Below are 12,134 nucleotides of genomic sequence, written 5' to 3'. Positions count from 1 at the left end.
AATGTTCGCGACCGGTCTCCCCGGATACCCATGGTCTACTCGAGTCGCATGGATGCGTAGGCGAAGGCGTCGGGGGAGTCGTTATCGCGGATGTCTACGCCGTTGAAGCGGTCGAAGCGGGTGTCGGCGGGGATCGGGTAGTTCTGGTTGCCCTTGTCGGACTTAAGGGTTCCGAGATCTGCGTAGTAGGGCTTGTCGAGTTCGGGCCAGGGGTGGAGTTGTTCGGTGAGCCAGACGTGCAGGTTCGGGGCGTTGGTGAGGTCGAGGTTTTCCAGGAGGAGGAGTTTTGTGCCGTCGGATAGCTCGAGGAGAACGGCCGTTCCGCTCGTGACATGTTGCTGCGGGGCGAAGGCGCCTTTTGCCAGGGTTCGCACCACGTTGGTCGGTGTCGGGTCGTTCGGCGTGCTCTGGTCGTCACCTTTGGCGTCGACGGACCGCTGGCACGACACCAGCGCGACTCCGATGGCGATCAGTGCTGCCATCCGCGTCATCGATGTGGACATGACCCTCCTCCCCGGAACCCGCGTCGTGTGACCGGCCCCCTTGCTCTGTTCATTGCCAGGGGGCGCTCTGGCGTTACGGCATCCTCAGTCGACGTGCGGCAACACCTCCGCGGCAATGCGCTCCATTTGAGCGATCTCGTCGAACAGCGGGTTGATCAGGATCATTTCGGCCCCCGCGTCGGCCACCTCGCGTAGGCCCTGGATGCAGTCCTTGGGCGTGCCGTGTACTGCCACCGGCAGCAGGGTTTTTCCGAATTCGCCGTAGAAGTCGGTCAGGGCGGTGGCCATGCGCTGTTCGGCGCGTGCCGGGTCGTCGTCGACAGCGATGTAGACGCGTTTGGCGATGCGGAAATCCGAAGGGGCGCCGGAGTTTTCGGCCAGCGTCTCGCGCACGTACCGGACCTGTTCGGCGAATTTGGCCGTCGTGCTCGATCCGGCGCCGAAGAATCCGTTGCCGTGCCGGACCGCCCGTCGCAGTGCCGCGGGTGTGCTGCCGCCGAACCACAGTGGCGGATAAGGCTTCTGGAACGGTTTCGGCTCCATGGTGGCGCCGGTCAGCTGCCAGAACTCGCCGTCGATATCGATACGTGGCTGGGTCCACAGTGCCTTCATGACGCGCAGGCCCTCGTTGAAGCGGGTCACCAGATTGTCGGCGGGGTCGACGTCGAAGGCGGAGAACATCCGGTTGCGTCCGCCGATCCCGACGCCGATCTCGAGCCGACCGCGGGTGAGCTGGTCCAGCGTGCTGATGCGTTTGGCGAGGTGCACCGGATTGTGCAGCGGCGTCACGAATACCGCGCATCCGAAGCGCAACCGCTCATTGCATGCGGCCGCGAAGGTCAACAGCTCGATCGGACTCAGATTGGGCGCGGATCCGAGCAGCTGCTCGGTCGTCCATGCGCTCTCGAAGCCGAGCGCCTCGGCTCGATCCAGGTAGGCCCGCAGATTTTCCGGTTGGAATGATCCGTCGGGAATGAGCTGCGGAACCGAAATGGCGTATCGCATCGGCCGAGCCTATCGCGCGCATCGGAGCAGCGGTCCCGAGTCAGCTCGAGCCAGACCTGAACATGCCGGTAACTCGACTGTAACCACCCGCCGAGCCGTCACGATGCGCGCAGGCTAGATTATCCGAAAGCCGTTATCCCAGAGAGGAAATCACCCCCGTGGGGCAGTTCTGCAGAGCCGTCTTCCTGGACGCCGATCACAAGCTGATCGGGTATCTGGAACCCAAGATCCGATTCCTGAAACGCGCCTGGATCGGCGACGACTTCGTCCAGGGTGTGGAGCGCCTCCTGACGGTGCCGACGCGGGTGGTGTGGGCCGGACCTCAGGTGGGCAAGCAGACCAGCCTCTACGACAAGGCCGCCTCCGTCGCCCCGCTGGTCGCGCCGCAGAACGGCTTCATCGGCCGCTACATCCTCAATCACGACAAACGCACCTACGTGGACAAGGCGACGGTCCGGCACGGTGCGGACCGCCACCGCATCCACCCGCTGCCGATGCTCACCGCGGAAGGCGCGGATTGCGCAGGCGGCGCTGCCGCACTCGTCGGTACCTGGTCCGGGGATCGCATCTCGATGAGCGCCACCGTGCCCACCGGCTTCGCGCTGCTCGAGTACGACATGGTGGCGAACTAGGCCACGATTTCCGGGCGCTCTCGCGGCACGCGGATGTGTGTGCCGCACTGCGAGACTCGGACGCGTTTCAGAGCCGTGGATCGAAGACCAGCCGAAAACCGGTCAGCTCGTGCTCATCACCGGAGGCCCAGAACTCCCGTCCCGGCAATTCGTTCTGTGGCAGCCCGGCCTGTTCGGCGATGTCGGCAGCCGGTATCCACATGGGCGAGTGTGCCGGATGCCATGGTGTCTGCACCTGCGCCCGATCGCCGAACAACAGGATCACCCGCACCCGCACTGGTTCAGGTTCCATAGTTCCATGATGCGCGCTCGCAACGGCTTTGCCGAGGTCGCGTGCATCAATCGAAACGTACTTCCCACCGTTTGATGCCGTTGAGCCATCCGGAGCGCAGGTGCTCGGGTTCGGCGACCTGACGCAAATCGGGCATGGCGTCGGCGATGGCATTGAACATCAGATCGATCTCGAGCCGGGCCAGGTTCGCGCCGAGGCAGTAGTGCGTGCCCGCGCCGCCGAATCCGACGTGCGGATTGGGGTCGCGCAGGATATCGAACCTGAACGGATCCTCGAAGGCGTCCTCGTCGAAATTGGCCGAGCTGTAGAACAATCCGACGCGCTGGCCCTTGCGGATCAACTGCCCGCCGAGCTCTACATCGCGCGTCGCGGTGCGCTGGAATACCGAGACGGGGGTGGCCCAGCGCACGATCTCATCCGGCGCGGTGCGCGGCCGCTGCTCCTTGTAGAGCTGCCATTGGTCCGGGTTGTCGACGAAGGCCTTCATGCCGTGGGTGATCGAATTGCGGGTGGTCTCATTGCCCGCCACCGACAGCAGGATCATGAAGAACGCGAACTCGTCCGAACCCAGATGCTCACCGTCGATATCGGCATTGACCAGCTGCGTCACGATATCGTCCGCCGGGCAGGCGCGCCGCTGCTCGGCCATGGTCCAGGCATAGCCGGTCAATTCCAGCTGTGCGGTCGGCGCATCGGTGGCGTACTCCGGATCGTCGGCGCCGATCATCTGATTGGACCAGTGGAACAGCTTCTTGCGATCCTGCTGCGGCACCCCGAGCAGTTCGGCAATCGCCTGCAGCGGCAATTCGCAGGCGACCTGGTCCACGAAATCACCGGTGCCGGACTTCTTGGCGTCGTGCACTATTCGGGCGGCGCGTTCGGTGAGTGCCGCCCGCAGGCCCTCCACCGCGCGCGGGGTGAAGCCCTTGGACACGATGCGCCGATTCTTGGTGTGGGCGGGCGGGTCCATATTGAGCAGAATCAGCCGCTGCATATCGATCTGTTCGCGGGTGATGGTGGACTGGTATCGGATGATCGCGCTGTTCGCGGTGGAGGAGAAGATCTCCGGATGTTTCGAGATCTCTTTGATGTGTTCGAGTTTTGTGACCGCCCAGTAGCCGCCGTCATCGAAGCCGCTGGAGCGGTCGGGCTGGGCGCACCACCAGACCGGTGCGGTTCGGCGCAGCTCCGCGAATTCCGCGGTGGGTCTGCGTTTCGCCCACAGGTCCGGGTCGGTGAAATCGAATCCGGCGGGAATCGACGGCGTGGCCATGGCCACCTCCCAGAGCTGGAACACGTTCTACACACGATTGAAGCACAGTGTGCCGCGCCGAAATGGTGAAATGCGTCAGTGCTCGAGCTTGCGTAAGAGCTGATTCAGCGAGCGCAGGTCGTCGGGGGAGAGGGCGGCGACGGCGGCCGGGGCGGGGTCGGGGGTGGCCATGGCCTGTGCGAGCACGGCGCGACCGGCGTAGGTGATGGAGACCTGTTTGCGGCGGCGGTTGGTCGGGTCGATCTCGCGCACGACGAGGCCGAGTTCGTCGAGATTATTGACCGCGACCGTGGTCGCGGGCGCATCCATGCCGGTCGCCTGCGCGATCTGGTTGAGCGTGAGCGGGCCGGGACGCAGGCGGCGCAGAATGCGAATTCGACTGAACGGCAGACCGGTTCGCTCGGTGACCGCCCGCTTCCACGAGTCACGGGTATCCATCACCAGGTTGGTGAGCTGGGCCCACACCTCGTCGGCGGTGGGTACGTCATCCGGCATGTACGGGAACCTTCTCTTCCAATATCGGGGCGACGCGATCGCGGGACCGCGCGGCCCAGCGGGTGTTCGCGACTATGCCGAGTATGGCGATTCCGGCGGTGAAAACCGCAATCAGCCACCACAGACCGGCGCCGGTCAGCGCGCCGCACAGCGCCACACCCATGCTCACGCCCACCTGCCTGCTGGTCGAGGCGACCGCCGCCGCGGCGCCCGCGCGATCCAGTGGCATCCCGCTGACCGCCGCTGTCGTGATCGGTGCATTGACCATGCCGAATCCGATTCCGAAGATCGCGAAGATGATGAGCAGATGCCAGACCGGAGTTGCCACATCGAGTCGGGTGAGCAGCACGGCGGCGATGGTCATCGCGACGCCCGCCGCGAGCAGTGAGGGTTTGGTTCCGTAGCGCCCGACCAGACGCCCCGACAGCGGCGAGAAGACGAGCGTCGCGACCGCCATGGCCAGATACAGCGCCCCGGTGTGCACCGCCGAATAACCGCGCAGCTCTTGCAGATACAGCGAGCAGGTGAACAGGAACGCGCCGAGCGCCGCGAAGGCGAAGATCGCGGTGACCGTCGCCGACGCGAACGGCACACTGCGGAAGAAGCGCAGATCGATGAACGGATCCGAGCGTCGCGATTCCTGCCACAGGAAGGCCGCGAGGGCCACGGCCGACACCACGAAGACCACCGGCAACCGCTCGATCAACCCGAACACCACCGCGAACAGAAACGCGATCGCCAGCAACTGACCGATCGGATCGAGTCCGCGCACCGTGGCCGACTTCGATTCCGGCACAAATAGAGTCGTCAAGACCAGCGTGAGCGCACAGATCGGCAGATTGATCCAGAACACCGACTGCCAACCCAGCGCATCGATCAGCACACCGCCGACCATCGGCCCCAGGGCCATCGAAATGCCGACGACCGCACCCCAAATACCCACCGCGCGAGCGCGTTCCACCTTCCCGGTGAAGACCTGCGTAATGATCGACATCGCAACCGGATTCAGCATCGACCCGCCGATGGCCTGCAAAAACCTTGCCCCGATGAGGGTTTCGATATTCGGCGCGAGGCTGCAGGCCAGCGACCCGAGTGCGAAGACCGTCAACCCGATCCGGAATACCCGCCGCCGCCCGAACCGATCCGCAGTCGCACCAGCCAGCATCAGCAGACTCGCGAGCGTGAGCGTGTAGATATCGATGATCCACTGCAGCCGACCTAGCGGTGCATCCAGATCCGCTCGAATCGCAGGCACTGCGACATTCACGATCGTCGAATCCATGGACACGATCAGCAGACTCAGGCAACACGTCGCCAATACCACCAGCTTGCGGCGCGGCGTCAGCTCTCCAACAGTTGTATTCACACAATGATTGTGTAATCACAACTGTTCCGAATGCAAGGGCAGTCCCAGGATGTGAGCTTTGGAACATCCGACTGACGTTTCAATCGCCGGTGTGCGCCGGGATGCCGAGAACGGCCAGGAAGGCGGTCGACGCGGGCGTGCGGCCTGCGCGGCTCCAGATGACGTACTCGACCCGGGCCGGTGCGTCGGTGACCTCGACGGTGACAACGCCCGTGAGCTGGGGCGCGTAGGCGGCGGGGAGCATGGCCACGGCTAAGCCCGGCCCGACGAGCCGGGCGATGTAGTCGGCGCTGGTCACTTCGAAGGCGACGTCACGGTCGAGACCGGCGGCCGCGAAGGCCTGGTCGGATTGGATTCGCCCGGCTGTCCCGGCTGGCAGGTCCACGAAGACCTCGGATGAAAGTCTGCGCAGGTCGACCAGCGTTTCGGCGGCGAGGGGATGGTCCGGGGCGACCACGGCGACGAGTCGATCACGGGCGAGTTCGTGAACGGCGACGCCCTGGGGTCGCGCCGTGGTCGGCAGCCCGAGGAAGGCCACGTCGATGGCGCCCTCCCTGACCTGTTCGATGAGGTCGTCGCTCGCGCCCACCCGCAGGTCGATGCGCACCCGCGGGTACTGCCGACGGAAATCGCGCAGCGCACCCGGGATATCGACCGCGGCGACGGTCGGGATCAGGCCGACGGCGAGCCGCCCCCGTACCTCACCGATTGCCGCGGCGACCTCGGCGGCTGCACGCTCGGCGGCGTCGAGACACTGACGGGCGGCGGGGAGGAACGCCGCACCGGCCGGTGTCAGCCGCACGCGGCTGGTGCGCTCGAAAAGTCGCGCGCCGAGTTCGCGTTCCAGGCGCGCGATCTGATGACTGAGGGCGGTCTGTTCCTGGTGCCCGCCACCTTCGTCTTCGAGGGCGGACCGCCCGCGATCGACTCGGACGCCGCCCTCGGCTACCTCTGGCTGGGTCTGATCGGCGGCCTGATCGCCTATGTCCTGTGGTTCCGCGGCATCACCACATTGCCCGTCAACTCCGTCTCGATTCTCTCCTTGCTCTCGCCGCTGGTGGCCGCCGTGCTCGGTGCCATTCTGCTCGGCCAGACACCCGGCCCGATCCAACTCGTCGGGTTCGGGCTCTCGCTCGCCGCCATAGTCGCGGGACAACTTCCCGTTCCGAACCTGGAAAGGACAGCTCGGTGAAGATCGTTATCCCGAATCTCGGCCGAAGACCTTGCCGTGGCAATACTCGACGAACTCGAAATCCCATGCGATATCCAACAATTCACCGTCGGTTACTGATGAGCCGAATCCTCGGTCTCGCCGCCACGCTCGCCTGCCTCGGTGTCGCTGTGCTGCTGCCCGCGGATCGGGCGGCGGCGGATGGTGCATTCCCCACTGCGATCGACCTGCCCGCCGGATTCCGGCCGGAGGGTATTGCGATCGGGGTGCTGCCGGTGGCCTACCTCGGCTCGCAGGCAGACGGCTCCATCTACCGCATCAGTCTTTTGACCGGGGAGAGCGCCATGCTGAGCCCTGGCCCGGGTACACCGTCGCTCGGGCTCCAGCTCGACCACCGCGGTCGGCTGGTCGTCGCCGGTGGCAGTGCCGGGGATGCGCGTGTCGTGGATACCCGGACCGGCGCGGTGTCGGCGAGCTATCGGCTCGGCACGCCGCCGGACACATTCGTCAACGATGTGGTGCTCACCTCCACGGGCGCGTGGTTCACCGACTCGCGCGCCCGTGCTGTACCACCTGCCGGTCGGGCGCGCCGGTGCGTTGCCACCGTCCGAGGCAGTGGTGCGTCTCCCGCTGATCGGCGACATCGCTTATGTGCCAGGAGCTTTCAACGCCAACGGAATCGTGCGCACCCCCGACGGCACCGGGCTGATCATCGTGCAGTCGGTGACCGGCCGACTGTTCCGTGTCGACCCGGCGACGGGCACGACGCGCAGGATCGACATCGGCACCGAGACTGTGCCCGACGGTGACGGTCTGCTCAGGTCCGGCCACACGCTGTTCGTAGTCCAGAACCGGCGCAACATGATCGTCGTGATCGCGCTCGACGCGGCGGGCACGACAGGCACGGTCGAGCGGCGCCTGACCGATCCGCGCTTCGACGCACCGACAACCATCGCCGCGTTCGGTAATCGCCTGTACCTGCCGAACGCTCGCTTCACCACACCGCAGTCACCGACCACGCCATACAACGCCGTCGCGGTCGACCGACCTTTTTAGTGCCTGCACCCGGTACGACGAAATTTGCGACGGGTATCGGCGATCGGCACCGCCGGTCGCCGATACCCGTTACGTCAGGCCGGTGATATGCCGTCCGGGTCGAGATGCCGGGCGAAGAAACCGACCGCACTGTCGACTTCGAACCGGGGTACCCCTGCGTGTCCGCCCGCATTGGCGTGCAACGTCTTTTCCTTCGAGGCGAAGGCGTCGAACAGTGCCAGCCCGGATCGGCGATCGACGAGTTCGTCGTCCCACTGGAGCAGGAATTCGATCGGGACGGTGATCCGCGCCGCCGCCTCGGTCAGGGTTTCGTGCCCGAGGCAACCGAATACCGCGGCGCTGATCCTGGGTTCGACCGCCGTCAACGGCACGCCGATCCCGGTGCCCTGCATGATGCCCCAGAAGCCGATCGGCGCTTCGGTGCCGATGTCCGGCAGTTTCTGGAGAGCGTCGATGGTCGCCTGCCATTCCGGTACGGCACGTGCCGCCAGGTCGAGGTGGATCCCGACGACGATCGGGCCGATGGGTTCGCCCGCCGCCTGCGCCTGCCGTAAAGCTGCTACCTGCCGTTCGTCGGTCGCCGTTCGGGGCCGGTCGCCATGTCCGGGGGCGTCGAGGGCGGCGACATGGAAACCGCGGGCGGTCACGAAGCGGTGGGCACGGCCCAGGACTCCGGGTGCTCTCTTGTGCTGGCCGCCGCCGTGCGCCAGCAGGATCAAGGGTGCACCCGCCGCCCCGGACTCAGGTGACCAGAGCACGCCGGGGACCTCACCCAGAATGAAGTCGCGTTCGATGACACCGTTCGACGATGTCTGCGAGGTGAAATGCATTGGTTGTTGCCTTTCGGGATTGCCTTATGGCTGCACTCCCGGCGACACCTACCTCAATCGCCCGACCGTGAACCCGAAGGGGAGCACCCACATGGATACAGCGTTCATGGGTCTCACCTCCTCGCGCGATGTCACGGCCTCCGGTACGCTACCAGCCGGATGCCCTCGCGCCCAACCATTTTCCCATCGGTGACTCGGACCGATCAGGAATCGCGAAGCACCGGGCAGGAGCTTGCATCGATCTCGGCTCGCGGCCCTGAGCGGACTACGCGATGAGGGCGAGACGCGCTCCCGCGACCCCTCCGGCGCGCGTCATCAGACGGCCGACGGCCTCGGCGACCTTCCTCGGCTGCTCCAGGATCACCGAGTGCCCGGCGCCGTCGACCAGGACGAAATCCGAGTACTCGACGGCGGCGGCCATCGCGACGGAATGCGACGGCGGCGTCATCAGGTCGGCACTACCGCACAGCACCAACGTCGGGATCTTCGACAGGACCGCGAGGGCGTCGGTCTGGTCGAAGACCATGAAGGCGCTCAGGAAGCTCGCCATCGTCACGATCGGTGTCTCGTTGTGCATCGCGTTGGCGAGGGCGAGCACCCGCGAGCTCACCCTGCGATTGCCGAATTCGGCGGTGTGGATGATCGGGGCGAAGACCTTGCACGCCATGAGCTTCGCGTGGTGCATCAGGCCCGGAGCGCGTCGGACGGCCGCCTGGAACGCGGATACGGCCGGGTTGCGCAGCAGACGGCCGAAACCGGCATCGGCGATGCCACTCGCGGCGGTCGCGATGAGGGCGACGCCGGTGATGCGCGTGCCGATCTCATGCGGATTCTGGCTGACGTAGCTGAGCACCGTCATGCCGCCCATCGAGTGGCCGACCAGGACGACCGGCCCGGTGGGGGCGACGGCGTCGATCACGTCGCGCAGGTCCTTGCCGAGTTGCTCGAGGTGGTAGGTCCGCCGGGAGGCCGCGGCGGAATCGCCGTGGCCGCGGTGGTCGTAGCAGACGATGCGGGCACCGGGGTACTGGCGCACCAGCGCGTGGCGGACGTAGGTCCACGACGCGGTGCGCAGGCAGTGCCCGTGCAGCAGGACGACAGTGAGGTCGGCGTCTCGTGGGCCGTATTCACGAACCGCGAGTTCGACGCCGTCCGCGGTCGAGACCGTGGCACGACGTTCCGCCGAGGTGGCGATGGTGCTGGTGATCGACATCGGGGGCTCCGGTTCGGTTGCGGTGACTTGATTAACTGTCCGCCGCATCGCCTGTCGATATCAGGTCCCCGAGTGCTGAGCTCGCGCCCCCAAGGTGGACCGGATCACCACCAAGGTGTCACCGGTCGGCGCGCCACCGCGCTGTCGACCGTCCGATCTCGGTTGCCGGAGGCTCGTGGTAGAGCCATTCCCTGGCGATGCGGTGCCAGTTGTTGGTGGTCTCCAATTGGCCCAATACAGCTAAGGTGAACAGCTCCGCGCGCCGTGAGAAGACATGTTCCGGTGGAAGCCGCTGCCGACGCATACCGCGGAACTCGGCGGCTCTCGGATCGACCGCGAGAATCACTGCGCCGGTGGCGAGTTCGGGTGTGACCGTGATTTCCTCATCGGTCAGATGCCAGCCCGACGCGGCCCACACATATTCCAGGCATTCCGCCGCCGTGACGTCCGATTCCGGGTCGATGATGCCACGGCCGACCCACGCGTCGTGCAGGTCCTGGGCCCGATTTTCGCCCGCGGCCCGTAGGCACGCGCGCTCGAATTCGACATCCACCGGAGCCATCTTGTTATAGAGCCCGAAATCCACGAAGCCGACGCGACCATCCGCGGCGAGCAGGATATTGCCCGGATGCGGGTCACCACTGAATTCGAAATCAGAAAACAGGGAGCTGACATAAAAGCGATAGATCAGCTCGCCGATCTCGTCGCGTTCGGCCGCAGGCAGGTTCTTGATCTGTGGAAACGGCTTCCCATCCACGAACTCCGTCACCAGAACGTGGTGTCCGCAGAGTTCCTCGACGCTGTCGGGGACCGTGATGAAGGGATGGTCCCGGTAGCGAGTGGCGACTCGATGCTGTGTCTGTGCCTCGCGCAGGTAATCGAGTTCGCTGCCGATATTGCGGGCGATTTCGTCGAGCACATCGGTATCCGCGGCGCTCGGCAGCATGGATTTCCAGAGTCTGCTGATCATCGCCAGATTGCGCATGTCCGCTTCGACGGCCTCGTCCACACCCGGATATTTGACCTTCACCGCGACGGTGCGTCCATCGTGCAATTTCGCGCGGTATACCTGGCCGATCGAGGCCGCGGCGATCGCGGACTCGTCGAAGTCGGCGAAGGCCCGCGCCAACGGCCCGAGCTCGTCCTCGATCACCTGCCGCATTGCCGGAAACGGAAACGCGGGCGCTTGATCGCGTAGCTCGGCGAGTTTGTCGCGGAACATCTCACGATGCGATTCCGGCAGCAGATCGACATCGAGTACCGACAGCATCTGCCCGAGTTTCATGGCCGCGCCCTTCATGGCGCCCAGCACGGTGACCAGTTGCTGTGCGGTGCGCAACGTGGACCGTTCGGCGAGTAGCCGCCGGGCCTGTTCCGTGCGCCCGATCATCGACAGGCGGGTGCCGACTTCACGGATGGCCTGTCCCGCAACCAATCGGCCCACCTCGCCGCCCCGCGCGAGACGACTCCTCGGTACCCGACCGACCACCATCGCACCTCCATCGGCCTTGTCGCTCCACCACATTCCACCTCATAGCGGTGTCATCGGATCGGGAATTGTGGCATGAAAACTGTTGCCGCCGTTAAACTGAGCGACGCTCATCTTCTCAGGACAAGTTCGGCAGGAGGGGTGCGATGCCGCCGAAAGCCGTTGGGCAGCGCCGTCGCCCGACACAGGAACGCGCCAGGGCGACCCGAGAACACATACTCGACACTGCCGCAGAGCTTTTCGGGGAGCGCGGTATCGCCGATACCTCGACGAACCGGATCGCGGCCGAGGCCGGGGTGAGCATCGGCACCGTCTATCGGTATTTCGCCGACCGCTCGGTCATCGTCGAAGAACTGCTCAGACGGCTGCTCGAAAACGTCGAAAGGCGCTTTACCGAGCGGGTATTCGGGCTGTCGGACAAGCCGATGCTGGAAATGATCACCGGCATCCTGGAAGTCATCACCGACGAACTGGTGGCCAACGCCCGGTTGGTGCGCGCGCTGGTGGGCGGAGTGCAGTTCTACAGCAGCGGTATTCCCGAATTCGAGCCGCGGCTGCGGCTGCTGGTCAAGCTGCTGCTGATCCAGTTGCTCGGCCCCGGTGACGATCACGAGTACGACGTGATGACCTTCGTGCTGATCAACACCGGTTTTGCCGTGGTGCTCCGCGCATCGGCGCTCGACGTCGACAGCCGGGAGCGCAAAGAGGCGATCGAGATGACCGCGCGGATGATCACGGCGATGGCCGAGGCCGAAATCAAGGCCAGGACGGTCTGAGGTCGCGGCTCAAAAGTGAGCACCTCCCCATCT

The 12,134-nt window shown here is 65.4% G+C and carries 14 protein-coding genes; 4 read left to right on the top strand and 10 right to left on the bottom strand.

Going from position 1 to position 12,134, the window contains the following annotated elements:
- Positions 1-35 precede the first annotated feature (35 nt).
- On the bottom strand, positions 36-503 hold the full coding sequence (locus NP3_RS04685) for a DM13 domain-containing protein (RefSeq protein ID WP_084508142.1): 468 nt from the start codon (positions 501-503) through the stop codon (positions 36-38).
- 84 nt (positions 504-587) lie between these two features.
- Positions 588-1,508 (bottom strand): LLM class flavin-dependent oxidoreductase, encoded by a 921-nt coding sequence (locus NP3_RS04680; RefSeq protein WP_063038064.1) that lies wholly within the window; start codon positions 1,506-1,508, stop codon positions 588-590.
- Between the two features lie 158 nt (positions 1,509-1,666).
- Here NP3_RS04680 and NP3_RS04675 point away from each other — a divergent pair, with 158 nt between their 5' ends.
- Positions 1,667-2,140, top strand: a complete 474-nt coding sequence (locus NP3_RS04675; RefSeq protein WP_063038063.1) for a hypothetical protein — start codon at positions 1,667-1,669, stop codon at positions 2,138-2,140.
- A 67-nt stretch (positions 2,141-2,207) separates the two neighbouring features.
- On the opposite strand, the gene NP3_RS04670 is transcribed toward NP3_RS04675, so the two are convergent.
- The 5 genes from NP3_RS04670 to NP3_RS04650 form a co-directional block, all read right to left on the bottom strand.
- Entirely contained in the window at positions 2,208-2,432 is a 225-nt protein-coding gene (locus NP3_RS04670) for a hypothetical protein (protein WP_063038062.1), read from the bottom strand.
- A 46-nt stretch (positions 2,433-2,478) separates the two neighbouring features.
- Complete coding sequence (locus NP3_RS04665) at positions 2,479-3,705, bottom strand: cytochrome P450 (protein WP_063038258.1); 1,227 nt, start codon at positions 3,703-3,705, stop codon at positions 2,479-2,481.
- Positions 3,706-3,780: 75 nt separating this feature from the next.
- Positions 3,781-4,200, bottom strand: coding sequence for a MarR family winged helix-turn-helix transcriptional regulator (locus NP3_RS04660; protein WP_063038061.1), 420 nt, complete (start codon positions 4,198-4,200; stop codon positions 3,781-3,783).
- Positions 4,190-5,566 carry an MFS transporter gene (locus NP3_RS04655; RefSeq protein ID WP_063038060.1) on the bottom strand — a complete coding sequence of 459 codons (1,377 nt, stop codon included), beginning with the start codon at positions 5,564-5,566 and terminating at the stop codon, positions 4,190-4,192. The genes NP3_RS04660 and NP3_RS04655 overlap by 11 nt, the downstream gene beginning before the upstream one ends.
- 79 nt (positions 5,567-5,645) lie before the next feature.
- The gene (locus NP3_RS04650) at positions 5,646-6,413 is read right to left on the bottom strand and encodes a LysR family transcriptional regulator (RefSeq protein WP_245720819.1); all 768 of its coding nucleotides are present in this window, start codon (positions 6,411-6,413) and stop codon (positions 5,646-5,648) included.
- A gap of 12 nt (positions 6,414-6,425) precedes the next feature.
- On the opposite strand from NP3_RS04650, the gene NP3_RS04645 reads away from it, so the two are divergent.
- Both NP3_RS04645 and NP3_RS50265 read left to right on the top strand, forming a co-directional pair.
- Positions 6,426-6,758: an EamA family transporter gene (locus tag NP3_RS04645; RefSeq protein ID WP_245720818.1), complete on the top strand. Its 333-nt coding sequence runs from the start codon at positions 6,426-6,428 to the stop codon at positions 6,756-6,758.
- A 540-nt stretch (positions 6,759-7,298) separates the two neighbouring features.
- A complete protein-coding gene (locus NP3_RS50265; protein ID WP_245720811.1) occupies positions 7,299-7,793 on the top strand; it encodes an SMP-30/gluconolactonase/LRE family protein in 495 nt (164 codons plus the stop codon).
- 74 nt (positions 7,794-7,867) lie between these two features.
- Here the strand turns inward: NP3_RS50265 and NP3_RS04635 are convergent, their stop codons facing one another.
- From NP3_RS04635 to NP3_RS04625, 3 genes are all read right to left on the bottom strand, one after another.
- Positions 7,868-8,623, bottom strand: a complete 756-nt coding sequence (locus tag NP3_RS04635; protein ID WP_063038058.1) for an alpha/beta hydrolase family protein — start codon at positions 8,621-8,623, stop codon at positions 7,868-7,870.
- A gap of 265 nt (positions 8,624-8,888) precedes the next feature.
- Positions 8,889-9,836 (bottom strand): alpha/beta fold hydrolase, encoded by a 948-nt coding sequence (locus NP3_RS04630; RefSeq protein ID WP_063038056.1) that lies wholly within the window; start codon positions 9,834-9,836, stop codon positions 8,889-8,891.
- A 118-nt stretch (positions 9,837-9,954) separates the two neighbouring features.
- Positions 9,955-11,325, bottom strand: coding sequence for an ABC1 kinase family protein (locus NP3_RS04625; protein ID WP_157124108.1), 1,371 nt, complete (start codon positions 11,323-11,325; stop codon positions 9,955-9,957).
- A 146-nt stretch (positions 11,326-11,471) separates the two neighbouring features.
- On the opposite strand from NP3_RS04625, the gene NP3_RS04620 reads away from it, so the two are divergent.
- A complete protein-coding gene (locus NP3_RS04620) occupies positions 11,472-12,101 on the top strand; it encodes a TetR/AcrR family transcriptional regulator (RefSeq protein WP_063038054.1) in 630 nt (209 codons plus the stop codon).
- The last annotated feature ends 33 nt before the right edge of the window (positions 12,102-12,134 follow it).

The sequence above is a fragment of the Nocardia pseudovaccinii NBRC 100343 genome (assembly GCF_001613225.1).
GTDB classification, from domain to species: Bacteria; Actinomycetota; Actinomycetes; order Mycobacteriales; family Mycobacteriaceae; genus Nocardia; species Nocardia pseudovaccinii.
Note: the sequence above shows the minus strand (reverse complement) of the source record. Positions and strands in the feature narration are given on the sequence as shown.